Genomic DNA, 25,773 nt, shown 5'->3' with positions numbered 1-25,773 from the left:
ATAGACTATAAGAAAATTGTCATTCTTTTTTCGCTATATTCAAATATTTAAACACGATAAAGCTGAAATGCAGCCTTTGGACAAAAAATAATGAAAAAAGGGCGTTTATAATAAGAACTTTTTTCAGAATGGGGGTTTTGATTTGAATCTTAATCGTGAGCGTTATGAAGTAGTGGATGTGGTGCGGGGGGCTGCGATATTTGGAATTTTACTTGTGAATATGGCGCATTTCAGCTATCCAGATGTATATTTATACCAAATAGGCAGCGAAAATTTTTTTACTGAAACATGGAGAACATGGGATTTTCTAACGAAAAATATTTTGGATATATTTGTACAAATGAAGTTTATTACAATGTTCTCATTATTGTTCGGATTTGGAATCATCATCATGGAGGAACGGGCTTTAGGAAACGGCAGGAACTTTGTTTCTATATATATACGCAGACTGGTGGTGCTTTTTGTATTTGGACTAATTCATTCATTTTTCATCTGGGATGGAGACATTTTAATGGATTATGCTGTGCTGGGGTTTCTTCTCCTTTTTTTCCGGAAGTGTTCCTGGAAAATCCTTTTGGTATGGACTGTATGTTTATTTAGTTTATATTTGCTCCTTATTGGTTTGATGACGGCTGTATCCAATGGTGAGGATGCTTTAGTCCAAAAAAGAGAGCAGGCTGCCTTACTGGAAGAGGAGGCAAGAAACGCAATCCATTCATATCAAAACGGAAGTTTTACTGATATTTTCCATCAGCGTATTCATGATCGGCTTTTTTACATGTCTATGTCTGGCATGTGGCCTTTTCAACCGCTTGTCTATTTATTAAACATGATCCCATATATCAGCATGTTTTTAGTTGGCATGATATTTGCGAAACAAAAGCTTTTTCAAGAACCGGAGAAGCATCGAAGGTTATTAACAGCCATCTGGTTTTTCGGGCTTATCATTGGGCTTCCGTTAAATATTTTTGCGGTCACCGCTGAAAATAGTTTTTACATGGTGTTCGGTGCACCATTTCTCATGTTGTTTTATGTGACCTCTCTCATATTTTTATATTTTCACCCAATCTGCCGGCAAATTGTTAAGAAGATTGCGCCTGTTGGACGCATGTCATTGACAAATTACATCATGCAATCTGTTATTTGTACATATATTTTTTATCATTACGGATTGGGATTGTACGGTAAAGTATACCCCTTCGCCGGTTTTTGGCTTGCACTCGCAATTTTTGCCGTGCAGCTTATCATCAGCCATATTTGGTTTAAATATTTTCAATTAGGTCCGTTGGAGTGGGTATGGAGAACAGCGATGTATTTCAAGCGCCAGCCTATTCGCATGAAAAAGGAAGTTTTGAAGCATAATAACAGATCAAGATGAATTGTAAAAATGTAGTTTCAAATCTCAGATTTTGAGTTTATGATAGCTCTTTCTTTTCGAAAATAATTTATAGTATGATGGAACAAAGGAGTGTCTAGGCAACATGTTTCTACAAGCAATTTTTATTTTTTTGCTGCAATTATTGTATGTACCAGTATTGACGATCCGAACTATTTTGTTAGTGAAAAATCAAACAAAGGCTGCTGCTGGTATAGGTTTGCTAGAAGCAGCGATTTATATTGTCGCTTTAGGAATAGTTTTTCAAGATTTATCTAATATTTACAATATTAGTGCATATATTATCGGTTTTGGTGCAGGGCTGTTGTTGGGCGGTGAACTGGAGAAAAAGCTGGCTTTTGGATATGTAACATACAATGTGAATTTAATGGATAAAAATTCTGAATTAGTAAAAAAATTGAGGGAGGCTGGTTTTGGGGTTACGGTCTTTCAAGGAGAAGGAATGAATTCGATCAGGTATCGTTTGGAAGTTGTTGCTCAACGCTCTCGGGAGGAAGAATTTTTAAACCTTGTCAATGAAATAGAACCAAAAGCGTTTTTAAGCTCGTATGAAATTCGTTCTTTTAAAGGCGGATATTTAACAAAAGCGATGAAAAAGCGGGTAAAGCGTTTAGAAAAGGGACGAACATAACGGTCGAAGGGAGGGTGAAGCGTGGATATATTTGCACAAATTGCTGAGGATCGGATCAAAAAGGCATATGAAGAGGGAGAGTTTAAAGAACTTCCCGGGATGGGGAAGCCTCTCCCGCATGACGATTTGTCTGATATTCCGGAAGAACTCCGAATGGCTTATCGTCTTTTGAGAAACGCCGGAATGGTCGATCAAGAAAATGACTTGAAAAAGGAACTATTAACTATTCAAGATTTACTAAAATGCTGTGAAGATGAAGCCGAAAGGAAAAAATTACAACAAAAGCTGTCGGAAAAACAATTAGCATTGGAACGAATCGTGAAGAAAAGGAATATATTCAACACATCTGCATCTCAATTTTATAAAGATAAAGTTTATAAAAAGCTTATTTGACGTTTTCGAAAAAGAATGGTGCCTTTATTTTCGCCATTCTTTTAAATTTGCTGTTTTTTCAAGGCTTCTCTATGGAAGACATAATATAAAGCAAGATTGAAAAAGCCTAAGAAAATGACTATCACCGAAAGCGGAAGCTCCTTTGCAAAACCGACCAAAATTCCAGACAATAAACAGAAGAGAGCAACGAATAAATAAAAATATTTCATAAGTGTCACGACCATTTTTTTGACCCCCAAACAAAGAAAACGTTTTCTTTTATTATAAATCATTTGTCACAAAAACGAAACAAAAAATTCACATTTTGTTCAAAAAATAGACACCGTTTTGACAAAAAGTTATTATACAAAAAGCAGCTTATACTGAATTTATAAAGCTGCTTTAAAGTAAAAACGATTTCTTCTGAAATCTGGCATCTAAACAACAAGGAGGTCTATCTTTATTTTTCTCTTGCAAAAGAAAAAAGAGAATGATGAAAATGGAGCGCGAACACGATTCGCCTGCTTTAGAATCCAAGCTAAACCTCTGATGGATGGCAGATTGGGCGGTTCCTAATGTGACTCGAACATCGTTTTGAGAAGCGTATAGAACCACATATAACAAATCAACTGAAGCAAGCTGATGAGGACAGCAGCTGCGAGTTTTCACAACACTTCAACATCGCTAAGTTAAACACTTATTGCCGTCATTTGCACAAGCCCATTCGCAATGAGCAGCAGAAAGCTCAATTCACTTAAAGAGTGCTCTTTCGTAGGTTCCCCAATTCCTCTGCAATTGCTTGCATTTCGCTGGGGCTGAAAGTATTTTTTTTCATTACATGGTCATAAATTTCTTTTAGGTCTTCATACATATTTACATTAAAATGTGTTGGTTGAACTGCACTGATGTTGATCATATTCAATTTTTCTGTAATTTTTTTAATCATGTATTCCATATTTTCTGCTGATTTTTCACATAAATTCAATTGATTTCATCCTCTCGTTTTTTTCTTTGTTTCATTGTATCATGTATTATGAAAGATTGAATATTATGAGAAAAAATTGATCTTTCCAAACTATTCTTTGCAGCTTATGAAAAAACGATTGAAGCAATGTTTTCAGGAGGTTTCAGCAATGATAAAAGTACTTTTTGTTTGTTTAGGAAATATATGCCGTTCGCCAATGGCTGAGGCGGTTTTTCGTGATTTAGTTAAACGGGAGGGTCTGGAAGATAAAATTTTTGTCGATTCAGCGGGAACGGGAGGCTGGCATGTAGGAAGCCCGCCGCATAGAGGGACTCGAGAAATATTAGACCGTTACCAAATTTCTTATGAAGGTTTAAAAGCACGTCAAATTCATAAGAATGATTTATCAGATTTTGATTATATTATTGCCATGGATGGAGAAAACTTAGGAAATTTGCGCCGGATGGCAGGATATAACAATACGGGTGAAATCAGTCGTTTAATGGATTTCGTACCAGATGCTGATATTTTGGACGTCCCTGATCCGTATTATACTGGGAACTTTGAAGAGGTTTATGACATGGTTGTCAAAGGCTGCAAAGGACTGCTCCAGAAGATCAAAGAAGAACACCATCTTTCGTAGAAGAGGTGAAAGTCAAATGAAATCGCAAAATAAATTGTTAAAAGGGCTGTTCATCGGAGCGATCGCAGGCGCAGCGCTTTCTTTATTGGATAAAAAAACAAGGGACGATGTAGTCAGCAAAAGCAGATCAGCTTTTAGCAAAATCAAGCAGTGCGCAGAAAATCCGATGGAGATTGCTGATAAAACAAAGGAAAAAATGAACTCTGTCAAAAGAACAATCGAGCAAACAATCGAAGATATTGAATTTGTTTCTGAAAAAGTGAAAGAATTAAAAGAAACGACACCGAAAGTAATGGAAATAATGAAAGAAGCAAAAGAGAAATGGAAGGATCGCCTTTGACAGAAACTAGTTTGAAATGAGGTGCCAAGATGGATGACCACATCAACCTTCTTCAAATCGCTAAAGAGCTTTTTAAACGGTTTAAAGAAGATGAAATATCAAGTTTAGCTGCGGAGCTAGCCTACTTCTTTCTTTTGTCTCTTTTTCCATTCCTTATTTTTTTAATGAATCTCCTTGCATATTTGCCCCTCTCTTCAGATGTTGTTCTTGATTTTGTCGCACAATATGCACCGGGAAATACAATGAAATTGATCGAAAACAATGTGAGGCATATTATTGAAACTCAAAATGTGACCCTTTTGTCGTTCGGAGTCATTGGAACAATTTGGTCTGCCTCAAATGGGATTAATGCGATTGTCAGAGCTTTTAATAAAGCGTATCAAGTGGAAGAAAACCGTCATTTCCTTGTAGCTCGCTTGATGTCTATTTTGTTGACTTTTGCCATGATTTTAGTCATTTTAGTTGCACTGCTGCTTCCGGTGTTTGGCAGAGAGATAGGCTTGTTTATATTTCGGGCGTTCGGATTTACAGAAGTGTTTTTAACGATATGGAATACGATAAGATGGTTATTAAGTGCTGTTATTTTGTGCATCGTTTTTACAGGACTGTATTTTATTGCGCCAAATAAACGGATGAAAATTTCTGAAGCATATCCAGGCGCTTTATTTGCTACCGTTGGCTGGATTGTTGTTTCTCTTCTTTTTTCTTACTATGTCGGAAATTTTGGGAATTTCAGCGTGACATATGGAAGCCTCGGCGGGGTGATCATTCTTCTAATTTGGTTTTATCTTTCCGCGGTTATTATTATATTAGGCGGGGAGATCAATGCAATTTTATCAAAAGATTCCAATAATTAATAAAGGCCGCCATTTATTTCGAAGACTTTTTTTCATTTCACATGGTCATATTAAAAATGAGGCTGAAAAAATTGACGTAAACAGGAGGACATACGAGTGGCAAAGCAATCAAAAAAAGGCGGTCAACACAACAAGCAAAACTCAAAATCCAAGCCGAAGCATAAAACAAGCGGAAGTGCGAACGGCCAAAACGGCTACCATTAAAAGAGATATTATCAAGCGCATTCCTCGGGCTGTCGACTTTTTCGACAGCCCGGGTTTTTGTATTCAGCAAGAATTTAGCTATGTTTGCCATGAGTTCAGAGCTTTAATTTTATATTAAATAAAGTTCGGCAAGAGGTTGAGTGTCTGCGCGTTGAAGCTTCTTTTTTTTGCGGGAATGTTCGCATCGGACCTCCGGCGGCGGAAGGCTTCTTTTGCGTTTTCTACTCAGCCATTTCTAAATATCGATCATAAATAGAAGCATAAATGTGTTCAATATCCGCATCCGTCATGTACATAAGCGTTTCCCGATCAATATTTCCTATTTTTTCAATAAAATCAATCATATTTTTTCTTTCCTGCCGTTTCATCATTTTTCCCCTCTCCTCTATAATGTTATGATACAGTTTTTTTATTTTGAAACTATTATATAACAGATGGAGTAGTTGTTCAACTTATTTTTTAATTTTTTTCCCGCAATTTGTATTAATTGCAAATAAAAAAATTAATCAATTACAATAAAATTGTAGATATTAATGGAGGAGATGATACAGCATGGAATTTCAAATGAAGGAAATTGGATATAAAACAACTTTTGAATACGGAGAACTGCATGTGGCAGGTGATGTTACATACGGATTCCGTCCATTTCAATTGATGGTTTCCGCCATTGCTGGCTGCAGCGGAAGTGTTTTCAGAAAAATTTTAGATAAAAAAAGAATCGTTTATGACGATATTACGATTCAAGCTGAAGTTGAACGGAACGAAGAAAAAGCGAACAGAATTGAAAAAATTCATCTTCATTTCATCATTTCAAGTTCCAGCGAGGATTTGGACCGTGAGCAAATTCAAAAATGCTTGGAGCTGGCGCACAAAAATTGTCCAATGGTTCAATCAGTAGAAGGCAGCATCAACATTACGGAAACATTTGAACTAAAATAAAAGCTTTTCTGAGCAAAAAAATTGTTTTTAGAAAAAAATGTAATACAATAAATGTGTATAATTCCGATCTGATTTCTTGGAGGTAATGTGATGACACAAACGAAGCTTGCCCGCCAGGCCGAATATGAAATTGATTCTATTTATTTAAAACGCTGGTCTCCGCGTTCGTTTTTAACTAAAGAGGTCCCGGAGGATGTGTTACTAAGCCTTTTTGAAGCAGCACGCTGGGCGCCTTCTGCTTTCAATTTCCAGCCATGGCGTTTTATTATCGCTCGCACAGAGGAAGACCGCAAAAGATTTATGTCATTCATTGGCGAGTTTAATCAAATTTGGTGCAAAAACGTCCCGGTTTTTGCGTTGATTATTTCTAAAAAGACTAGCGAGCGGGGGGAAATCGGCTCCCACGCCTTTGATGCAGGTGCAGCTTGGGGCTATTTATCATTAGAAGCAACAAGAAAAGGCTTGATTACGCATCCGATGACAGGCATAGACTTTGAAAAAGCACGTCAAGTTTTAAACATCCCTGAAGAGTATGCAATCAATGCGCTCATTGCAATTGGCTATCAAGGGGAAAAAGAAGCTCTGCCGGAAAGCCTGCAGGAAAGAGAGGCACCAACCCCTCGTCGTCCTATAAAAGAATCCATTTTTGAAGGCCTTTTTGGCGAATCGCTGAATGAATAAAAGTTTCAACAAAAAAATAGAAGCAGATGATAGAGATCTGCTTCTATTTCATTTTTATGAAGAGGAATTGTGGCATTGCCGATTTACCACATTTAGTTCTGAAAAATTTCCTTTCAGTTATTACGCTAGAGTCGAAGGTGTAAAAATTCGTCCGGCAAATTCAAAAACAAATAGTTATACGGCCTCGCTAAAACGGCGTTTATGTTGGATTGTAAAGTAGGTGATCGTTGCGAGAACAAACACGATCATAAAAGTGAGCAAAATAAATGCATTTTGCCACATAAACGCATAATCGCCGCTCGAAATGACTGAACGGAAGCCGGCTACGGAATATGTCATTGGCAGCCAGTTGTGGAGCGGCTGCAACGCTGTTGGGATTAACTCTAACGGGAAGATACCGGCGCTTGTAGTTAATTGTAAGATTAAGATAATGATTGCTAAAAATCTTCCCGGATCACTTAACGTTGTGACAAGCAGCTGAATTAACGTCATGAACGTTAAGCTTGTGATGATCGTAAATACGATAAATCTCGCAATACTTTGCACTTCAATGCCTACTCCTGCTAGTAAAATTGTATCGGCTATCAATGATTGCATGACGCTGATCATAACGAGAACACCAAACTTGCTAAAAAACCAGCTCATTCCCGTTTTAGGTGTAGTTGCTGGTTCACGAAGAGGGTACACAATTGTTACGAGCAAGGCGCCGACAAACAATCCCAGCGATAAGAAGTACGGAGCAACCCCCGTTCCATAGTTAGGAACTTCGTTTAATTTTTCGTTTTTAATTTTAATAGGTTTTGCAAACATATCGTATATTTCTTTGTCCGCTTTGACGTTGCTGGCATCTTTGGCTCCATCGTGCAATTTTTCCGCCAATTCATTAGAACCTTTATCCAGCGTCGTCATTCCTTCCGTCAATTGACCAGACCCGTTAGAAAGCTGCTCGATTCCGTGTGAAAAGTTCCCTAACCCATTTGTGAGTTTTTCCATTCCGTTTGCTAATTCGCCGGAACCAGCAGCAAGCTGATTAGTGCCATTTTGCAGTTGATCAGAACCGGAAGCGAGATCATGCAAGCCGGCTGATAATTGTCCGCTTCCTTCCATCAGCTGGGTTATTCCGCTTTTCGCTTCATTCATTTTTTCACCGAATGTCGATAATCCTTGGGAGAGCTCCTTCTGTCCGCCAGCTAATGATTCGGCACCTGCGGCGAGCTGCTCTTGCCCTGCTACTAGTCGTTTGAGACCGTCGCTTAAAGCGACTGTTCCGCTATGCAATTGCGCTGATCCAGAAGAAAGCTGATCAGCTCCATCTTTCAATGCTGCAGCATTTTCGGAAAGCTGACTTATACCGCTTGTTACTTGTTTGCTTCCATCCGCCAGCTGCCCTACACTTGCACGCAGTTCTTTGAGTGCCGTTTTTTGCTGCGGATCAGACGTTTGAGCGATCATAGCATCAAGCCGGGCTGTCAGCTGTTCCAGTCCGGCACTCACCTGTTCTGCTCCCGTTTTCGTTTGTTCTGCTCCCTTAGCCCATTGTCCGAGTGATGACGACAGATTGCTGGCTCCGCTTCGTACTTGCTCGGCTCCGTTTGCGAGCTGAGGAGCTTTTTCATTTATTTGTTTCATTCCATGAAGTGATTGCTTTAATCCATCCGCCAGCTGCTGAGAACCATTTCTTGCCTTTTCTGCACCATCGAGCAATTTCTCTTGGGCTGCAATCAATTGGTCAAGACCGGAATTAAAACGGTTCATTCCGCTGTTCAGTCGCTCGGCTCCGGAACTAGCGGATTGCAGCCCATTTTTAAATATCAATGATTTTTCAGCCATCGTTTTTAAATGTCCATATATTTCTTGAACTCCTTGTTCCGCAGAGAGCGCGCCGTTGTACAGCTCTTGTGAACCATCTTTGGCCGAATCAACCCCGTCCTTCAGCTTTATTGCTCCTTGTTTTGCTGAATCAATGCCATCATGCAGTTTCTTTGCTCCTTCGCTTGCCGATTCGAGCCCTTCTGCCAGCTTCTTAATATTTTGGAACATTGTTTCGGCATATGTTTCCGTTAATGTATCACCAACTTCTTCTTTCAGTTTTTCAATGGTTTTATCCCCGATTTGTGCTGCGAAAAAGTTCATGCTCTCATTCGGCATATAAATGAGCTCCATTTTTTGAGGGTGTTCGTCCTTTATCGTAGTTGCATGCTTTGAAAAGTTTTCTGGAATTTTGATAACTAGATAATATTTCCGGTTTTTTAATCCGTTTTCCGCTTCTTTCTCGTCAACAAATTCCCAAGAAAGCTGCTTTTTCTTTTTTAGATTTTCCACTAGATCGTCGCCGATCTTTAACTTTTCCCCATTCAATGTTGCCCCTTTGTCTTGATTGACTACAGCGACCGGCAATCTCTCTAAGTGGCCATACGGATCTCTAAATCCCCATATAAACATTCCGCTATACATAATGGGGATAAATAAAATAGCGATAACAGGAATCAAAATTTTCCGATTCGCTACAATCATTTTTAGCTCATGTAAAAATAATGAGATTCCACGCAACGGTTATCTCCTTCCTTTTTCGTACTTTTGACCATTTTGCTCATTTAGTCATTTTATGATAAAAGAAGAAGGACTATCTATTTCGACAATCCTTTTAAAAAATACAGCTCAAATAATTCAGTGATTTTCTCCTTTGGCAGCGGCTCATGTTCCTTTTCCCAATCAAAGTTTAGGGCGATATACATTTTTAACATTAAAAAGGCGGTGATTTCGGAATCACAGTTGCGAATTTCTCCTTTTTTTATGGCGTTGTCAATTTTTTCGCGGATAAAGGCGATAATCGCCCGATCCAATCTTTTCATCACTTCTTGAACTGCCGGAGTCCCGATATCCCGAATTTCTTGGAGAAGCTTAATTGTTAGTGGATGTTGCTTTCGAAACTCTGCAATGCGATATAAAGCGCGATGGGCGTTTTCAAGAAATGGACGATCGGGGTCCATTGCATGCTCTGCCGTTTCTTTTATTTCTACTATAACCGAGGAAATAATTTCATCTAACAAATCCTCTTTGCTTTTAAAAAACGTATAAATTGTTCCTTTGCCTACATTCGCGAGTTTCGCCACTTGTTCTATCGTCGTTGCCTTATACCCGAATAAGGAAAAAGATTTTGTCGCCGCATCAATAATATTTTGTTTTCGATCGATAGCCATGCACCTCATCCTCTTGATTGACTAAATGGACATTTTGGTCATTTCGTTAAAATTATCATACTATATCGCCTGATTAAAATAAAGGGGTTTTTTTACAAAATGATCGACAGGCTTTACACATGCGGCTGTCCTCATTTTTAAAAAGGGAAGAAGGTCCAAGCACGATAACGTTGTGAAATGTTTGCAAAAACCACCACATTATAGTATACCGTCAATCATCCGAAGCTGTAATCGGCAAAAGGCTTCTGCTTCAGACATCATTTTTTTCTTGTTGTTGTATTTTTTAGATTTGAGTATTTTGCACATGGTGTCCTCTAAATGATAGAGCAGAAGGAACAAAATAATCAATTACCAAATAAACTAAAATCCGTTTTCAACGAATTAGAAATCTTGAAACATCTTCGAAAGGCAAACATCCAAAAAAATCTCTGATTCACCTGTTCTTATTTGTTTCAACTGGTGTTTTGCCTCATTTTCCAACAGAAGAACTGGTTCCGGCTTTTGGACTCTAAAAAAGCGGATCAGCTGCCAGTCAAGGATGCGGTCTACCGTTTCCTCAACCATGGTGCCGTTCTACTTTCCTTTAGTTCCTCGGTCATTGCCAAGGTTAGTAGCCTAACAGATAAATACCGGGTAAAAGTATTCATTATTGATGATTCGATGTTTGGACGGAATCGCAGTAAGAAAGTGGAACTGCTTGCACGTTGTATGGATCACTCGTCGCTCCGGAAGCGATTCTATAAAGGCTTTCGTATGCTTACTTTAGGCTGGTCTGACGGCTACTCCTTTATGCCGATTGACTTTTCTTTATTGAGCTCCAAAAAGGCTCAAATCAATGGGATTTCAGAAAAAATAGATAAGCGTACATCAGGGGATAAACGCCGTGTTGAGGCATTACAGACAGCACCAGAACAAATCCCTGCTATGCTTGAGCGTGCCTTGACCGCAGGGTTGGAGCCCGTTACGTCTTGATGGATACATGGTTTACTCAACAACCTCTCATTCAAGCAATCGTGGAACAGGGACTTGATGTGATCGGCATGGTGAAAGCGACCAATCAACGCTATCTCGTAGGGGGCAGAGCCGTCTCTTTAAAAGAACTCTATCGATTGTCTAATCCGGTTCAAGGAAAGAAAGGAATCCTTCGTTCCATTCACACGGTGATGGCAAATGGAATACCAGTTAAAGTGGTCTTCATTCAAAACCGAAACAAGAAAAACGAATGGGTGGCCATTCTTAGCACCGATTGTACCCTGACAGAACAAGAAATCGTGCGCATCTATGGAATACGCTGGGACATCGAAGTATTTTTCAAGACGACTAAGTCACTGTTGCGCCTTCAGGAAGAATTCCAAGGCCGTTCTTTCGACTTGCTTATCAGCCATACCAACATTGTGTTTACTCGTTACATCGTTCTCTCGTGGCAAAATCAATGTAACACGGATGATCGGACCATTGGCGGTCTCTTTTATGAACTATGCGATGAAATCAATGAACTGGATTGGGCTGTAGCTTTACAGCAGTTGATCGAGCTTCTTCAAGATACCCTAAAAAAGATAAATAAAATGACAAAAAATCATTGAAAGTCAACTACAGCAATGGATTGCAGGCCTTCCTAGTTATATCAAGGCTTATTTGCCAATTTCTATCTGCGAAAGTTGAGTTAGTAATTAAAATAAAATCAAAAATAAAGGAGAAAATGGATATGACTATTACTAGCAATTATCTTCATTCCCCTGCACTTAAAACAGTACAGGGGAATGTTGTAAAGATTTTATACAGCGAAAATGTGTATCAATCTATTTTCCCAGTAGCCTATATATCAGCACAATACCAATTAATAACACGGGTATTTGAACCGATAACTTAATTAAGCTATTTGTGAATATATACTCACCTATTAAAACGACTAATCCTGCAAAAATTGCAGATATAATAGCTTTTTTCATAATTTTCAACCCTTTTTATTGAGGTAAGACAATAGGAGGATATTTATTACCATAAGTATATTTAACATAAATCGGGACACCTGTTATATACTCAGATATTATGGCTCCTACAACAGCTCCTGCAACTGCGCCAGCTATTCCAAATATACTACCTAGATATGCTGCACCACCAGAAATTCCACCTTTTACTATGGCTCGAACATCAGTCTTAGTCAACCACAGTTCGATTCCTCACCAATGAAATTTAATTGCTCTTTTTCCTTCAGAAGCTTTAGCGTAACTAATAGTTTTAGCTGAAACGTCTTTAGGCATTACAACAACACTATTTCCTACTACCGCTGTATTAGCTCCACTGATGGTCTCTAAATTATTATTAGCTTGAGATACTAAATTGTTAACAATCTCAAAATCTCTTTCAGAAAGAATCTCCTTTAACTTTTTCTCATCTTTCAATACAAATTTATTTTCTTCGACAACAACATATTGATCAGCTGTTTGAATAAGATTTTCTGATAACGATACATTATATCCTTGAGAATAGACGTTTAATGTATTTTGTTTTTCTGCCGCAAACGCTGAGTATGATGGTAATGTACTTCCTAACAAAGATAAACTTAAAGCCCCAAGTAAAATTTTTTTACGCATATTAAATTACCTCCTTAGTATATTAATTTCTATCACACTTATAGACGTTAATTTTATCAATATAGTTCCATATATTTCATTTTTTGGTATAAAAATACCATTAAATAAAGTATTCTAGAACTTTATTACTGGTAGACTAAATACCAACAAACTCGAAAATCCTTAAAAGAAAGAAACTAATTACAATGCCTTAATGGATAAGTGACCTTTATTTTTTCTCTTTAGTAGCTTACTTAACGCTTGTTCCCAAAATGGAATACCATCTACAAAACCCGCTTCTTTGCAACGTCTCATCTCATTTGTAATCTTTTGAATGGCCTTTTCTAATTTTTCCATATTTACAGCAATCGTCCGGGACGCCGATCTATCATGCCCTGTCTGAATTCAAGGGATGGTAAAAAAAGGTATACATATCGGTCTGTCATGGCAAGGGATGATAGTCCCAAAGCGCTTACAGATGAAATTCAAAAAAATGGTTCGCTAACCTATGACTTACATCTGTTTTCAGCGAATCAAAAAAGTTCCCTCAAAGTCTTGACTGACTCTTTGCAAAATGCTCGATTTATCAAAATATAGTGCTTATGTCAGAATAAAAATAATTTTTACGGACAAATTTTTTTCCATAATTGTAAACGGCCTTTTTTTAGAAGGAAATGTTTATTTTAAACAACTTTTGTTAAAATAAGTAAGCAAAGTTTTCGGGAAAATTATTGCTAAATATGGGTGGTGAGCTTTATGTTCAATCGTATATTATCGATCTTGGTTGTTGTTGGATTGCCGTTGTCCGTTATTGGCAGTTTGATGCATTGGAATGCACTGCTTCTATTTGCAATTTATTGTTTAACGATTATCGGACTCGCCAGTTTTATGGGAAGAGCGACAGAAAGCTTGGCGATTGTGGCAGGTCCACGAATTGGCGGACTGTTGAATGCAACTTTTGGGAACGCTGTTGAGCTCATTATTTCAATCTTTGCGTTAAAAGCAGGTTTAATTTCAGTTGTTTTAGCATCTCTCACAGGTTCTGTAATCGGCAACTTGCTGCTTGTTGCAGGTTTATCGTTTTTTGTTGGTGGATTAAAGTACAAGCGGCAGAAGTTTAATGAATACGACGCAAGACATAATTCTGGATTGTTAATGTTTGCGGTCATTGTTGCCTTTGTCATTCCAGAAGTGTTTGCACAAACAATGAATGATACGGACACATTGACGTTAAGCATTGGCATTTCCATCATTATGATCGGGCTCTATTTAGCCGCGTTGTTTTTTAAATTGGTAACCCATCGGGGAGTTTATCAGAAAAAAGAGGAGCAGATCGAAGAACACGAAAGCCCGGAATGGTCTGGCAAGATCGCAACCATCATTTTGTTTTTGGCAACAATTGCGGTTGCATATGTTTCGGAAAATCTTGTACATACGTTTGAAACGGTCGCACATGAACTTGGCTGGAGTGAATTATTTATTGGGGTAATTGTCGTTGCCATTGTTGGAAATGCAGCGGAGCATGCGTCTGCGATTATTATGGCTTACAAAAATAAAATGGATGTGGCGGTTGAAATCGCCATCGGATCAACCTTGCAGATCGCCATGTTTGTTGCGCCTTTGCTTGTATTAATTTCGCTTCTGTTTTCAGAAAAAATGCCGCTCGTCTTTACACTTCCTGAGTTGATTGCCATGGCGACAGGAGTACTGCTCATGATTGTAATTTCCAATGACGGCGATACGAACTGGTTTGAAGGGGCTACTTTGCTTGCTGCTTATGTCATCATGGGGATAGGCTTCTATCTATTATAGGAAGATATTTTGCGGATAAAATACAAATAGCTTGAAAAAACTACAAGCAAAGGCTACTTGAAAGGAGATAACCACATGAAACAGCTAATGACGTTATTTATTTCAGTCATGCTTGCATCGGTTTTTTCAAGCTTAAGCTTCGCTGAAGCACCAACTATCCCCAAATCGGTGATGGATATTTCAAAAGAAAATACGTATCCAAATCCGAGTCAAAATCTTCCTTATTTACAGCCAAGTGAATTAACAAAAGAGTTAATCAAAACATCCAACGTCCCGATTGAAAATCCTGTTTTAATTAAAATGTTAAATGAGTCTTCCATTACACCTTCTCCAACCGCCATAGGATATAGAGCCGCCATTTACTTGGGACGGTGGGCATTGAATTATGAATCTGAAGAAACAACAGTCAATTGGGAGTATCAAAAAATCAATACAAACTTTTTTGACAATCGAGGCGGTAAGTCGCCCGTTCAAATTAGCTATAAACAGGAGGCGCAAAAACGGGTAAAAGGAGGATTAACCGCTAGAATTTCTGATCATAAAGATGTCAAAAAAATGATGCTGATGAAGGCGGCAGAGAAATCGAAAATGCCGCTAGCATTTGAAACAATTGTCGGCTTCGGGACGAAAAAAAATCAAGTATATAATATCCCGCCGAAAAAAATGGGGTATTTATACGCATACGTTCCCGCTGTCAACGAAAAAGGAAAAGTCACTTACGGAGAAGTGTATTTAATGTTAAAGGGAAGCAAGAAGCAAATTGTTGTCAAAAATGTTACGCAGCAAGGCATTGGAGCATGGATTCCTGTGCAGGATCGGGCATCCTTCCACTTTCTTATTACCAATCAGCCTAGATAATAGAAAAGGGCGGGCGAAAGGCAAATATATTGCCGAAAGAAGCCCAAGCCCTTTTATTATATGCGCGCTTTTCTTTTTGTAAAATCTAAGTCTCGGTAATAACTATTTTTCACTAAAAGATTCGGTCCAAGACACGCTACGTTTGGACAATGGCAATTCAGCTGTTGGGCAATCGGGGATTGCATCCATTTTTCATAGGCTGATAAAAGAGTATCTTTTTTGATGTTTCCAAGCGGCGGTACATCGCCGAAATCTGTCACAATAATGTCCCCTGTAAAAATATTGACATTGAGACGGGATCTGCCGTCAGGGTCATTTCGAACAGTCACGTTTTTGCTTTCTCTCAATCGCTTCAGCAATGCTAAATCTTCCTCATTGTCGCTGCAAGCGTAAAACGGGAGTGTTCCAAACAGCATCCACACTGATTCGTCGCGGATATCCAAAAGCTTATGAATTGCTTCGCGTATCTCATCCAAGCTGAGCGTTTCAAGATTGCTAGCGAAATCACTTGGATACATTGGATGCACCTCATGGCGTTGACATTTCATTTCGTCTACAATTTGTCTATGGATTTTTTCAAGATGAGGAACCGTCCGTTTATTCAGCATCGTCTCCGCTGAAACAATTACTCCCGCTTCAGCCAGAGCTCTAGAGTTTTCAATGATTCGTTCAAAATATTTTGCACGTTCTTTATATGGAGGCTTCTTTTTCATCATTGCAAATCCGGCTTCAACAAAATCATCGACTGTTCCCCAGTTATGGGAAATATGCAAAACATCTAAATACGGGATAATTTTTTCATAGCGTTTCAAGTCCAATGTTAAATTGGAATTAATTTGGGTTCGTATTCCGCGTTCATGTGCGTATTTTAAAATGGGAACGACATAATTTTCCACAGATTTTATCGAAAGCATCGGCTCCCCGCCGGTAATCGAAAGGGATCGCAATGTCGGCACTTCGTCTAGCCTTTTTAAAAGCAAATCGAGCGGCAGCCCTTCCGGATCTTTCGGAGATAAAGTGTATCCTACAGCGCAATGCTCACATCGCATATTGCAGATTGTGGTGGTGGTAAATTCTATATTTGATAATGTTAATTCACCGTATTCCTTCATATCTAAATAAGCTTCCCAAGGGTCATAGGAAGGAGTAATCTTTTTGAGGGTTGTATAAGTTTCCATAAAAATCATTTCTCCTTTAATTAACGTTCTCAAGACATAACGTTCCTTATGACGATATTGCCCTGTTACCTCTACACCGTTTTTTGAATTAATGCTTCCAGCAATGCGGAATACCCTTGAAGCATCAACCGCCCTAGAGTCGCCCCCTAGCTCTTTTAATTGTTCTAAGAAGTGATTTTGTACCGCTTGCCATAACGGTGAAGCTTTGTAAGGAACAGGCTCTTTAAGCCAAATTAAAACCATTTCTTGACCGCTAAAAATGATTATATTCGGCTCTGGAATCGATTGGCCAAAATAATCGTATTCTAATTTGCCGATTATCCAGTTCGAATTATAATTAAACAAATAAAAATCTAAATCAACATATAACGACTTTAATTGCCTTATATTCGTAATTTGTCGGCTAGGCTTATAAAATTGTATTCTAGCTAAAATAAACATCCTCTTCGAGCCATTCTGTTAGTTTTTCAGCCAATTCCTGTGGTTTGTAATGATATTGGATGAATTTACCTTCTTTTTTCTTTGCAACAGTAATCCATCAATCAGAGTTATGATGATGAAACCATGCATGGTATCTAGCGTTATCTAGCCTTTTTGCATTTTCCATAAATATTTTCTGGTGTGCGTAAAATGTTTGTGGGAGAAATTCTTAGAATTCCCGATGAGGGGGGTAGGAACGTAGGTTCGTAATCCCCTCATCGGGGTCACCAAGCGAAAGCGCGGTAGGATCCCAAGCAGGAACATGAAAAAAGGACTCTCTCCCTGATAAGATGATTATTGACCACACTATCAAACAGGAGGAGAGAGTCCCATGAATATTCAACAACATCTTACCACAAATTCGTTGACATGGAAAGAGATCGAACTTGATTTGTTTCGGCCCTGCAAAACGCCTTCGCCGAGCTGTTTACGGCTTTGTTGGAGGACATCGACCGACAATTGGCGGAAACCCGGGACAAGCGCCGGTACCACTTGAAAGACAAACGACGCTCCACGATTCAAACCCTGTTTGGCGAAGTCACCTTTGAGCGAAACTACTATTTAGACCGAGAACAAAACCGTTACACGTTTTTGCTTGACTCCCTTCTAGCGTTTGATGGATCGCAGTCAATCAGTCCTTGTCTAGAAGAAACGGCGGTGGGATTGGTTGTGGAGTGCTCTACTTATCGCAAAGCGGCTTGTACGCTTGCCCAGATGGTCGGGTATCCGGTGATAAGCCATGAGGCGATCCGCCAGTTGGTGCTCGAAGCCGAAGCTCCGCTGCACTGCCCGGTTGACCAGCAATATGGACGGATGCTGTTTGTGGGAGGCCGATGGACTGTTTGTCTCTCGCCAAGGGAAGAGAAAACGGGCCAAGGAAGACAAATCCTGATCGTTCACGAAGGGTGGAAGCGCAACGGCTTACGGATCGAATTCGTGAATCAGCGCCATTACGTCCATGAGGGGAAGAGGGAGGGCTGTCAAGAAAAACTCGACAGCCTAAAATTAAATCCAGATTTTAATTAACAAATTTAATTGTTTCCAACCTTTAAAATTCCCTTTGCTCTTCCACCTTTAGCATTTCCTTTTCTATAACGTCTACCAATTTTTTAGTACTATACATATATAGCACTAACTCTTTATCCCCATCTTCAATGTGGATTTCAGCTTGAACCCTTATTTTTGATGGCTTTCCTTTATAGATAACATCGAAAGTTCCAAACTCTTTGATCTCATTGTCTTCATTCATTTTATCTATTTCAGATAGAATCATGTTGATTTCTTCTTGAGTCAAGCCTGAATCTAAAATTGAGTTTGATAAATGGTTTAAAAAGGGTTCTATCTCTTCAAGATCAAAATTCATTCCTGCAGCATAACGTGCTTCTTTGTATTTAGTAACTTTATTCCAAAAATTAATCATAAAAATAGGTTCCTCCTATCAAATGTTTAATTTTCAGGTTTAATTCTAGAATATAAAACATCATGTTCTTTAATTGATCGATCCTCGTTTTTAATTAAATCATCCGTTCCAGTAAATAACATATAACATCCTTTCCTTACATACGATTCACTTATTCCTAGCAATTTAGCTAATTTGTAATTCGAGAAATCAGGATTCAACTCAATTGCTTGTCTAAGTTTTTCTAAGTTCTTATCCGTTTTATTGCGCTGTTCTTTTAAATACTCCTCACGGCTTTTTACGCCCATTTCCCGGCGTTTTTGTTTCCTTCTCCGCTTTTCATTCGCATCTATAATCGTGCTTAAATGGCGTTGTTCGTCCTCTGTTATATCTTATCTAACCATTCAATTAATTTTTTATTGCTGATATTATATCCAGCGCCAGGATACCCTTTTTCTCTAGCTATTCGGTTTGCTTCTTCGTTATTCCGTGCATAATAGGCCTTTTCAGCGCTTCTGGTGGATCTTCTTAAAGGCTCATTAAACTGTAAATTAAACGTTAGCGTTTGTTTTAAGGCTTCTTCTGGATCATTCAAAAAGCAACATAACCAATAACGGTACAAGAAACAAATTGTCTCACGATAACCAGTAACGTTATAATTGCGTAATTCAACCAGTTTTTCTAAGTCTAGTAATCTAGCATGATGCGATCGGAAGACGTTAAAAAGATGTTGTACCTTCTTTTTTCGTCCTCTTTTTTTAGGCTTTCCTGTTTTGGCTCAACCTCAAGTTCCGGAAAATACCTCAAATTGTAAACTGCACCATTAAATAATTGTAGCATGCCATCAGAAAAATGTAAGCGAATTTGAATCGAATATGATGTAAAAAAGTGTTGACAGAGGGGAAGGATAGTGGCATAATCCAAGTAAACGAATAAGAATTATAAAGTTAATAATAAAACTCTTATCAAGAGCAGGTGGAGGGATGAGCCCAATGAAGCCCGGCAACCGACTCATATGATGAGCACGGTGCTAATTCTCCCAACAGAGATGTTGAAAGATAAGAAGTTGTTTTGACAAAAAACCTCTTCTTATTGAAGAGGTTTTATTTATATAAAAAAATCTGAATGAAGAGGATTGAAAAAATGGGTCACGTAACAGCAGTATACCAAATCATTGCGAAACGAGAAGATTTAGAAAAAAAAGCGGAAGGGATTGCTCTTGGATTGACTGTAGGTTCGTGGACTGACCTTCCTCTTTTAGTGCAAGAGCAGTTGAAAAAGCATAAAGGACAAGTGGTTGAAATAAAAGAAACAGGCGAGGATCCATCCTCCGGCAAAACGATTGCACAGCTTCACATTCGTTTTCCGGGAGAAAACTTTTCTAAAGACATTCCTGCCATCTTAACGACAACTTTTGGAAAATTATCACTAGATGGAGAAATAAAATTACTAGATTTGCAGTTTGACGATGAGATCTTTCGGTATTTTCCAGGTCCTCGATTTGGAATTCAAGGGTTACGAGAAAAACTTGGCGTTTACGACAGACCGTTAGTGATGAGCATCTTTAAAGGTGTAATTGGACGTGATATGGATTACCTTCTTGCTCAATTGCGGGAGCAGGCTCTCGGGGGCGTCGACTTAGTAAAGGATGACGAAATACTTTTTGAAAATTCGCTCACATCATTTGAAACAAGAATAAAGGAAGGCAAAAAAGTTCTTGATAACGTGTATCAAGAAAAAGGGCACCGAACTTTGTATGCGGTCAATTTGACGGGAAAAACATTTGAATTGAAAGATAAGGCAAGAAAAGCAAAAGAATTAGGTGCCGATATTTTGCTATTTAATGTTTTTACATATGGCCTCGATGTGCTGCAAGCATTAAGGGAAGATGATGAAATCGCCCTCCCAATTATGGCTCATCCGGCGTTTAGCGGATCGTTTACTTCATCCGAAAAATATGGGCTCTCTCATTCCTTATTGCTTGGAAAATTGATAAGAATTGCTGGAGCAGATTTTTCGTTGTTCCCTTCACCATATGGCAGCGTTGCATTGGAGCGTGACAAAGTTTTAAACGTGAAAGAAGAATTGGTGAAGGAATCAGTTTTAAAACCAGCTTTTCCTGTTCCATCTGCTGGCATTCACCCGGGTCTTGTTCCCATTTTAATTCATGATTTTGGAAAAGATTGTGTCATTAATGCAGGAGGCGGTGTTCACGGTCACCCGCAAGGTGCTAAAGGCGGAGGAAAAGCTTTCCGTCAGGCAGTTGACGCTGTTTCCCGGGGTGTTCCCCTTAATGAAGCAGCTGAATACATAGAATTACAAGAAGCGATTCGGCTCTGGGGATGGAAGGAGGCACCGTCCAATTGAAGCCAGTAATATTTTGTGATTTTGATGGAACGGTGACAAAAAAAGATAACATCGTTAGCATCATGAAGCGTTTCGCTCCAAAAGAGTGGGAGCAATTGAAGGATGGCGTCCTTTCCCAGTCGATTAGTATTCAGGAAGGAGTCGGCAAGATGTTTGCACTTCTTCCATCTTCTTTAAAGGGTGACATCGTTCGCTACATTTTAGAAACTGCAGAAATAAGGGAAGGATTTCGCGACTTTGTTCATTATGCGAAAAACATGAACATTCCTTTATACATTGTCAGCGGCGGAATCGATTTTTTTATTAAACCGCTGTTGCAGCCTTTTGATTCTATTACCGCACTGTTTTGCAATAAAGCGGATTTTAGCGGAGAAACGATCACCATTCATTGGCCTTATACGTGTGATGAAAAATGTCCCAACCAAAATTGTGGGTGCTGCAAACCGACAATTATTCGGCAAATTGCAAATGCTGACACTCATTCCATCATCATCGGGGATTCCGTCACAGATTTAGAAGCCGCGAAGATTGCAGATACAGTTATTGCACGTGATTATTTATCAAAAAAATGTCAAGAATTTTCTATTCCTTATCAATCTTTCGAAACATTTTACGACTGTATTGACATTTTAGAGAAGACAATAAACAAAACAAATTTCATAGAAGAAAAAGGTGGCGCAAAATGAGTGTCGTTTTAACTCGTGTTCATGAGCTTGCGGAGATTAAAGAGGAGCTTGCTGCGAGGGATTGGTTTATGGGGACAAGCGGCAATTTAGCCATAAAAGTTCAAGATTCCCCGCTTCAGTTTCTTGTGACCGCAAGCGGCAAAGATAAACGAAAAAAAACGAAGGAAGATTTTTTGCTTGTAGATGGAGAAGGAAATCCTGTAGGCGCAACACAGCTGAAGCCTTCGGCAGAAACGCTGTTGCATTGCGAAATATATAAAAGAAGCAAAGCCGGCTGCAGCCTGCATGTACATACGGTTGCAAATAATGTCATCTCCGAACTTTATGGTGACGCTGGGAAAATTGTATTTCAAGGACAAGAACTGATAAAAGCGTTTGACCGCTGGGAGGAAGATGCAGAATTACAGATTCCGATTATTTATAATTATGCCCATATTCCTACATTAGCAAGCACTTTGGGCGATTTCGTGAAGGAGGATAAAGGGGCAGTTCTTATTCGCAACCACGGAATTACTGTATGGGGAAAAGATGGCTTTGAAGCGAAGAAAATTTTAGAAGCTTGTGAATTTTTATTTCAGTATCAGCTTGCTCTTATTCAAGCAAAAGCCGGTCTCCTTGCGAGTACAGGAGCTTTAAATAATTAAACATTTTAAGGAGGTATTTTACATGACAACGATTAAAATTCAAGGAACAAACGAAGTTATCAGCAATCAAGAGGAAGTGATTTCATTTTTAAATCAACAAGGTGTTATTTACGAGCAATGGGATATTGCCAAATTACCAGAGCATTTAAAAGAGAAGTATCTTTTAAATGATGAGGAAAAACAAACGATTTTACAATCTTTTGAAAATGAAATTAAAGATATTTCAGCAAGACGCGGCTACAAAGCTTGGGATGTCATTTCTTTAGCAGATCATACGCCAAACCTTGAAGAGCTGCTGAAAAATTTTCAGCGTGAACATCATCATACAGATGATGAAGTGCGCTTTATTGTAAGCGGCCATGGAATTTTTGTTATTCAAGGACAGGACGGGAAATTTTTTGAAGTGCATCTTAATCCGGGAGACCTTATTTCTGTTCCAGAGGGCAGACGCCACTATTTCACATTAGCTGATGACCGAAAAGTTGTTGCGATCCGCATCTTTGTGACAGAAGAAGGCTGGGTGCCTGTTTACGAAAAAGAAGAAGTAAATTAAGTTTACAAAAAATTTATGAAAAAGCGGCTTTAAACATTCACAGCTGCAAGCTTAACATCATCTTTTTCATATAACTGGCTGCTCTTCGGATACACAATTCATCCAGCTCAGTGAACAATGTTCCTGAATGCAAAGAAACTATGAAAATACCACAGCGGCTGCTGGCCCGGTTTTAATAGGTTTACACATTTTTGCGAAGAAGCTTGCAGCTAAAAGAGCAACACAAAAATAGGCTTGTCTTATGTTACAAGAGGATATAGTTTCACTTGAAAACCAAGTAAACACAGATAATTTATCAAGTATTATGGCGGGATGGGGAAAATCAAGAATAAATGATGCAGATTTATATTTTTAGGAAGGGGCTGTCTTAGAAAGTCAAAATCCATTGAAAACGAAACATCATAAGCATTGATATATCAACGTTTCTAAAACATTAAAGGGGCGTCTATAAGCCGGAAAATCGACTTATTAGACAGCCCCCTCTATTTAATGGATGCGGCGGCTGCTTTGGATCTAGAAATCCGAATCCATTTGGAGCATTTGCCGAAATCGGCTTTTACAAGCAGGTGACGAAGTGGTCTTGTAATAATGTCGTCCCCATATTGTGAATGGATATTATGAAAGACTCTTTTTTCGCTTTATGACAAACAAAGATAGAGGAGGGAATTTTTTTGAAGGATTTTACAACATATTTTACGATGACTGAGCAAGATGTCATCGAATATGTACAGAAAAAACTCGATATTTTTGAACAAAACGCAGAATTGGAATGCCGAGAGATTGGCGATGGCAACTTAAATTATGTATTTCGAGTCGTTGATCAAAATAGCGGCCAGTCTGTCATTATTAAACAAGCTGGTCCGGTTGCGCGTATTTCAGACGCCTTTAAAGTTTCGCCAGATCGCAATCGGATTGAAAGCGAAGCATTGAAGCTGCAAGGGGAATTAGCGCCTGGATTTGTACCTAAGGTTTATTCGTATGATCCGATTATGAATTGTTGTGTGATGGATGATCTATCTGACCATGAAATTATGAGGACAGCTCTTTTAAAACATAAAAAATTTCCTTTGTTTGCCGATCATATTACAACGTTTCTTGTCAACACCTTATTGCTTACTTCAGATGCCGTTATCGATCATAAAGAGAAGAAAGCATTGGTGCAAAAATTTACAAACCCAGAATTATGTGAAATAACAGAAGATCTCGTGTATACAGAACCTTTTTACGACTGTGAGCAAAATGATGTATTTCCAGAAACGAGAGAATTCATCCGCGAAGAAATTTGGAATGATTCAAAGCTTGCATTGGAAACAGCTAAACTGAAGTTTGATTTTATGACAAAAGCACAGTCCCTCCTCCACGGCGACCTTCATACCGGTTCCATTTTTATAAAGGAAGATTCAACAAAAATAATCGATCCTGAGTTTGCTTTTTATGGACCTGCTGGGTTCGATATTGGGAATGTGATTGCAAACCTTTTTTTCGCCTATGTAAATGCAAGCTTTACAATTGAAGATCAAGAAACAAAGGAAGACTACTTGCAATATATTCAACAAACAATCTCAGACGTAATAGAACTGTTTACAAAAAAATTTTTACATGCTTGGGATGAGAATATAAAAGAAAGAACTGCAAGTGCACCTGGTTTTAAAGAATGGTATTTAAATTCCATCCTTGAGGATGCCTCAGCCGCTGCCGGACTTGAATTATGCAGAAGAATTATTGGGATCGCCCATGTAAAAGACATCACGTCAATTGAAAATAAAGAATCCCGAGCTTTGGCTGAAAAAATTTGTTTAACAGCTGGTAAAACCTTTATTCTTGAACGTGCAAACATTCGTACAGGCGACGACTTTGTGAATGTTTTATTACAAAGTGTCCGCAAATTTATTGAAGGGGAAAAGTTTTATGACAGCAGTAAAAGCCATTCAATCCGTACAACTGGATGATGAAAACAATACGGTGATCATACTCGACCAAACGCTACTGCCGAATGAGAAAGTATTTCTGCATCTTTCTACTCCAGAAGAAATATGGGAAGCCATTTACCATCTGAAGGTTAGAGGAGCGCCTGCGATCGGAATTGCTGCTGCATTCGGTGTTTATTTAGGCACGAAGCAATCAAAAGCGTCGACTTATGAACAGCTTTTGGATGATTTTCAAAAAATCAAACAGTATTTGGCTTCATCGCGGCCGACTGCAGTGAATTTATTTTGGGCTTTAGATCGCATGGAGGATAGACTGAAAGTAGAAAAAGACAAAAGCATCGAGGAAATTAAATACGCACTGAAGGAAGAAGCAGAACATATCCGTAATGAGGATGAGCAAGTCTGTTATTCGATCGGGGAGCATGCCCTGTCATTATTAAAACCCGGCTGGGGTCTTCTGACCCATTGCAATGCAGGAACAATTGCGACGGCGAGATATGGGACTGCGTTAGCACCCATCTACTTAGGCCAAGAAAGAGGCTACCATTTCAAAGTTTTTGCAGATGAAACAAGACCGCTTCTTCAAGGTGCACGTCTAACTGCATGGGAATTGCAGGAAGCTGGTGTGGATGTAACGTTAATTTGTGACAACATGGCATCCATTGTGATGAAGGAGGGAAAAGTACAAGCGGTTTTAGTCGGGTGTGATCGAGTTGCCGCAAACGGAGATACCGCCAATAAAATTGGAACTTCCGGAGTGGCAATCTTAGCAAAATATTATGGAATCCCGTTTTATGTTTGTGCTCCGCTTTCAACAATCGATTTAGATTGTCCGACAGGGGAACATATACCGATCGAAGTGAGAAAAGCAGAGGAGATCACGACAAAATGGTATGAAAAACCGATGGCGCCGGAAAATGTGCAAACATATAATCCGGCATTCGACGTGACCGATCATGAACTCATTACGGCAATTATTACAGAAAAAGGGATTGCCTATCCACCCTTTACCAAAAGTTTAAAACAAATGAAAAGCGTTTAATTGCCTTTTCATACAAAAACCCCTTA

General features: G+C 38.8%; 29 protein-coding genes, 1 pseudogene and 1 riboswitch. Of the genes and pseudogenes, 18 read left to right on the top strand and 12 right to left on the bottom strand.

All coding sequences use genetic code 11. From position 1 onward, the window contains the following. The first annotated feature begins 142 nt into the window (after positions 1 to 142). The 3 genes from NSQ44_RS15805 (at position 143) to NSQ44_RS15795 (ending at position 2,420) form a co-directional block, all read left to right on the top strand. A complete protein-coding gene (locus tag NSQ44_RS15805) occupies positions 143 to 1,378 on the top strand; it encodes a DUF418 domain-containing protein (RefSeq protein WP_340857586.1) in 1,236 nt (411 codons plus the stop codon). Between the two features lie 103 nt (positions 1,379 to 1,481). Further along, on the top strand, positions 1,482 to 2,027 hold the full coding sequence (locus NSQ44_RS15800) for a DUF2179 domain-containing protein (RefSeq protein WP_340857583.1): 546 nt from the start codon (positions 1,482 to 1,484) through the stop codon (positions 2,025 to 2,027). 21 nt (positions 2,028 to 2,048) lie between these two features. Further along, entirely contained in the window at positions 2,049 to 2,420 is a 372-nt protein-coding gene (locus NSQ44_RS15795; protein WP_063386776.1) for a DnaJ family domain-containing protein, read from the top strand. Between the two features lie 41 nt (positions 2,421 to 2,461). Here the strand turns inward: NSQ44_RS15795 and NSQ44_RS15790 are convergent, their stop codons facing one another. Next, positions 2,462 to 2,644, bottom strand: a complete 183-nt coding sequence (locus NSQ44_RS15790; protein ID WP_063386775.1) for a hypothetical protein — start codon at positions 2,642 to 2,644, stop codon at positions 2,462 to 2,464. 509 nt (positions 2,645 to 3,153) lie between these two features. Further along, positions 3,154 to 3,384: a DUF1128 domain-containing protein gene (locus NSQ44_RS15785; protein WP_063386774.1), complete on the bottom strand. Its 231-nt coding sequence runs from the start codon at positions 3,382 to 3,384 to the stop codon at positions 3,154 to 3,156. Positions 3,385 to 3,532: 148 nt separating this feature from the next. On the opposite strand from NSQ44_RS15785, the gene NSQ44_RS15780 reads away from it, so the two are divergent. Genes NSQ44_RS15780 through NSQ44_RS15770 form a run of 3 tightly spaced genes read left to right on the top strand, consistent with a single transcriptional unit; the run spans position 3,533 to position 5,203 of the window. Then, complete coding sequence (locus NSQ44_RS15780; protein WP_130156865.1) at positions 3,533 to 4,006, top strand: low molecular weight protein-tyrosine-phosphatase; 474 nt, start codon at positions 3,533 to 3,535, stop codon at positions 4,004 to 4,006. A 16-nt stretch (positions 4,007 to 4,022) separates the two neighbouring features. Then, complete coding sequence (locus NSQ44_RS15775; RefSeq protein WP_340857581.1) at positions 4,023 to 4,346, top strand: YtxH domain-containing protein; 324 nt, start codon at positions 4,023 to 4,025, stop codon at positions 4,344 to 4,346. A gap of 29 nt (positions 4,347 to 4,375) precedes the next feature. Next, entirely contained in the window at positions 4,376 to 5,203 is an 828-nt protein-coding gene (locus tag NSQ44_RS15770; RefSeq protein ID WP_144598399.1) for a YihY/virulence factor BrkB family protein, read from the top strand. A 425-nt stretch (positions 5,204 to 5,628) separates the two neighbouring features. On the opposite strand, the gene NSQ44_RS15765 is transcribed toward NSQ44_RS15770, so the two are convergent. Further along, positions 5,629 to 5,778: a BH0509 family protein gene (locus NSQ44_RS15765; protein WP_375338764.1), complete on the bottom strand. Its 150-nt coding sequence runs from the start codon at positions 5,776 to 5,778 to the stop codon at positions 5,629 to 5,631. Between the two features lie 181 nt (positions 5,779 to 5,959). Between NSQ44_RS15765 and NSQ44_RS15760 the strand changes: the two genes are divergently transcribed. Further along, on the top strand, positions 5,960 to 6,346 hold the full coding sequence (locus tag NSQ44_RS15760; RefSeq protein WP_063386769.1) for an OsmC family protein: 387 nt from the start codon (positions 5,960 to 5,962) through the stop codon (positions 6,344 to 6,346). Positions 6,347 to 6,436: 90 nt separating this feature from the next. Then, positions 6,437 to 7,027: a nitroreductase family protein gene (locus NSQ44_RS15755; protein ID WP_063386768.1), complete on the top strand. Its 591-nt coding sequence runs from the start codon at positions 6,437 to 6,439 to the stop codon at positions 7,025 to 7,027. 174 nt (positions 7,028 to 7,201) lie between these two features. Here NSQ44_RS15755 and NSQ44_RS15750 read toward each other — a convergent pair whose 3' ends face one another. Both NSQ44_RS15750 and NSQ44_RS15745 read right to left on the bottom strand, forming a co-directional pair. After that, the gene (locus NSQ44_RS15750) at positions 7,202 to 9,577 is read right to left on the bottom strand and encodes a YhgE/Pip domain-containing protein (RefSeq protein ID WP_094244464.1); all 2,376 of its coding nucleotides are present in this window, start codon (positions 9,575 to 9,577) and stop codon (positions 7,202 to 7,204) included. A 77-nt stretch (positions 9,578 to 9,654) separates the two neighbouring features. Continuing rightward, a complete protein-coding gene (locus tag NSQ44_RS15745; RefSeq protein WP_340857577.1) occupies positions 9,655 to 10,227 on the bottom strand; it encodes a TetR/AcrR family transcriptional regulator in 573 nt (190 codons plus the stop codon). Positions 10,228 to 10,545: 318 nt separating this feature from the next. Here NSQ44_RS15745 and NSQ44_RS15740 point away from each other — a divergent pair. After that, a pseudogene (locus NSQ44_RS15740) lies at positions 10,546 to 11,889 on the top strand (IS4 family transposase). A 302-nt stretch (positions 11,890 to 12,191) separates the two neighbouring features. Here NSQ44_RS15740 and NSQ44_RS15735 read toward each other — a convergent pair. The 3 genes from NSQ44_RS15735 to NSQ44_RS15725 all read right to left on the bottom strand — a co-directional run bounded on the left by NSQ44_RS15735 (position 12,192) and on the right by NSQ44_RS15725 (position 13,157). Continuing rightward, positions 12,192 to 12,392 (bottom strand): hypothetical protein, encoded by a 201-nt coding sequence (locus tag NSQ44_RS15735; protein WP_340734213.1) that lies wholly within the window; start codon positions 12,390 to 12,392, stop codon positions 12,192 to 12,194. 15 nt (positions 12,393 to 12,407) lie between these two features. Then, the gene (locus tag NSQ44_RS15730; RefSeq protein ID WP_340857574.1) at positions 12,408 to 12,821 is read right to left on the bottom strand and encodes a hypothetical protein; all 414 of its coding nucleotides are present in this window, start codon (positions 12,819 to 12,821) and stop codon (positions 12,408 to 12,410) included. A gap of 180 nt (positions 12,822 to 13,001) precedes the next feature. Then, a complete protein-coding gene (locus tag NSQ44_RS15725; protein ID WP_340857573.1) occupies positions 13,002 to 13,157 on the bottom strand; it encodes a hypothetical protein in 156 nt (51 codons plus the stop codon). Positions 13,158 to 13,556: 399 nt separating this feature from the next. Between NSQ44_RS15725 and cax the strand changes: the two genes are divergently transcribed. Together cax and NSQ44_RS15715 are read left to right on the top strand one after the other, a co-directional pair. Continuing rightward, positions 13,557 to 14,612, top strand: a complete 1,056-nt coding sequence (cax, locus tag NSQ44_RS15720; protein WP_130156871.1) for a calcium/proton exchanger — start codon at positions 13,557 to 13,559, stop codon at positions 14,610 to 14,612. A 108-nt stretch (positions 14,613 to 14,720) separates the two neighbouring features. Beyond that, positions 14,721 to 15,470, top strand: a complete 750-nt coding sequence (locus NSQ44_RS15715) for a YfkD family protein (protein ID WP_445659538.1) — start codon at positions 14,721 to 14,723, stop codon at positions 15,468 to 15,470. 56 nt (positions 15,471 to 15,526) lie between these two features. Here the strand turns inward: NSQ44_RS15715 and yfkAB are convergent, their stop codons facing one another. Beyond that, complete coding sequence (gene yfkAB, locus NSQ44_RS15710) at positions 15,527 to 16,648, bottom strand: radical SAM/CxCxxxxC motif protein YfkAB (RefSeq protein WP_063386763.1); 1,122 nt, start codon at positions 16,646 to 16,648, stop codon at positions 15,527 to 15,529. Positions 16,649 to 17,563: 915 nt separating this feature from the next. Between yfkAB and NSQ44_RS15705 the strand changes: the two genes are divergently transcribed. Next, positions 17,564 to 18,154: a UPF0236 family transposase-like protein gene (locus tag NSQ44_RS15705; protein WP_340857569.1), complete on the top strand. Its 591-nt coding sequence runs from the start codon at positions 17,564 to 17,566 to the stop codon at positions 18,152 to 18,154. A gap of 22 nt (positions 18,155 to 18,176) precedes the next feature. Here the strand turns inward: NSQ44_RS15705 and NSQ44_RS15700 are convergent, their stop codons facing one another. From NSQ44_RS15700 to NSQ44_RS15690, 3 genes are all read right to left on the bottom strand, one after another. Continuing rightward, positions 18,177 to 18,548: a hypothetical protein gene (locus tag NSQ44_RS15700; protein WP_094244471.1), complete on the bottom strand. Its 372-nt coding sequence runs from the start codon at positions 18,546 to 18,548 to the stop codon at positions 18,177 to 18,179. 26 nt (positions 18,549 to 18,574) lie between these two features. Next, a complete protein-coding gene (locus NSQ44_RS15695) occupies positions 18,575 to 18,835 on the bottom strand; it encodes a hypothetical protein (RefSeq protein WP_094244472.1) in 261 nt (86 codons plus the stop codon). A gap of 77 nt (positions 18,836 to 18,912) precedes the next feature. Continuing rightward, positions 18,913 to 19,122: a hypothetical protein gene (locus NSQ44_RS15690; protein ID WP_339212085.1), complete on the bottom strand. Its 210-nt coding sequence runs from the start codon at positions 19,120 to 19,122 to the stop codon at positions 18,913 to 18,915. 364 nt (positions 19,123 to 19,486) lie between these two features. After that, positions 19,487 to 19,592: riboswitch (SAM riboswitch) on the top strand. A gap of 78 nt (positions 19,593 to 19,670) precedes the next feature. On the opposite strand from NSQ44_RS15690, the gene NSQ44_RS15685 reads away from it, so the two are divergent. From NSQ44_RS15685 to mtnA, 6 genes are all read left to right on the top strand, one after another. Next, complete coding sequence (locus NSQ44_RS15685; protein WP_340857567.1) at positions 19,671 to 20,894, top strand: 2,3-diketo-5-methylthiopentyl-1-phosphate enolase; 1,224 nt, start codon at positions 19,671 to 19,673, stop codon at positions 20,892 to 20,894. Continuing rightward, positions 20,891 to 21,580, top strand: a complete 690-nt coding sequence (locus NSQ44_RS15680) for a 2-hydroxy-3-keto-5-methylthiopentenyl-1-phosphate phosphatase (protein ID WP_445659511.1) — start codon at positions 20,891 to 20,893, stop codon at positions 21,578 to 21,580. The genes NSQ44_RS15685 and NSQ44_RS15680 overlap by 4 nt, the downstream gene beginning before the upstream one ends. Continuing rightward, positions 21,577 to 22,224: a methylthioribulose 1-phosphate dehydratase gene (locus tag NSQ44_RS15675; RefSeq protein ID WP_063386760.1), complete on the top strand. Its 648-nt coding sequence runs from the start codon at positions 21,577 to 21,579 to the stop codon at positions 22,222 to 22,224. The genes NSQ44_RS15680 and NSQ44_RS15675 overlap by 4 nt, the downstream gene beginning before the upstream one ends. Before the next feature lie 22 nt (positions 22,225 to 22,246). Continuing rightward, on the top strand, positions 22,247 to 22,777 hold the full coding sequence (locus NSQ44_RS15670; RefSeq protein WP_063386759.1) for a 1,2-dihydroxy-3-keto-5-methylthiopentene dioxygenase: 531 nt from the start codon (positions 22,247 to 22,249) through the stop codon (positions 22,775 to 22,777). A gap of 671 nt (positions 22,778 to 23,448) precedes the next feature. Further along, positions 23,449 to 24,726 carry an S-methyl-5-thioribose kinase gene (gene mtnK, locus NSQ44_RS15665; protein WP_340857562.1) on the top strand — a complete coding sequence of 426 codons (1,278 nt, stop codon included), beginning with the start codon at positions 23,449 to 23,451 and terminating at the stop codon, positions 24,724 to 24,726. Next, the gene (gene mtnA, locus NSQ44_RS15660; protein WP_340857561.1) at positions 24,686 to 25,747 is read left to right on the top strand and encodes an S-methyl-5-thioribose-1-phosphate isomerase; all 1,062 of its coding nucleotides are present in this window, start codon (positions 24,686 to 24,688) and stop codon (positions 25,745 to 25,747) included. The genes mtnK and mtnA overlap by 41 nt, the downstream gene beginning before the upstream one ends. The last annotated feature ends 26 nt before the right edge of the window (positions 25,748 to 25,773 follow it).

It is taken from the genome of Aeribacillus sp. FSL M8-0254 (genome assembly GCF_038008845.1).
GTDB classification, from domain to species: Bacteria; Bacillota; Bacilli; order Bacillales; family Aeribacillaceae; genus Aeribacillus; species Aeribacillus composti.
This window is presented reverse-complemented; position numbering and strand designations above follow the sequence as displayed.